Genomic DNA, 426 nt, shown 5'->3' on the forward strand with positions numbered 1-426 from the left:
CTTGGTCTTTGGAGATCCTTAACTGTTCGATATCATCAGCTACCGTTTCTATTAATAGATTTAACTGCTCTTTTACCTTTGGATATTGGGTGATACGCTCTTCTGTTTCCACTACCTCGATGAGCTTCTGGCTATAAGCAATTTCATCCTGTAATACATCAGTAGTGGTTTTGGCCGGGAATTTATTTTTCATCTCTTCATCTATCGAATAGATTACTTTTCTTAATTTTTTAGATTGGTCCATCAATATTTCTTTTGGAGTCTTATGATTGTATCTGGCTTTCGTGTGGGTGGCATCCACAATAATCGTTTTGTTTTTAATGATTTCCTTTTCAATCGCAATCTCAACGGTTTTATGAATGAGCATATCCAAAAGGTTTATGTCTTTTAAACGGAGCTTTCGAAATTTCGTTAAAGAGCTAGGGT

The 426-nt window shown here is 35.7% G+C and carries 1 pseudogene; it reads right to left on the reverse strand.

Annotated elements, in window-relative coordinates:
- Positions 1-426 (reverse strand): annotated as a pseudogene (locus tag SB754_RS19300) (IS5/IS1182 family transposase); the annotation flags it as partial.

It is taken from the genome of Leifsonia sp. SIMBA_070, from assembly GCF_046534635.1.
In the GTDB taxonomy this organism is placed as follows: Bacteria; Actinomycetota; Actinomycetes; order Actinomycetales; family Microbacteriaceae; genus Leifsonia.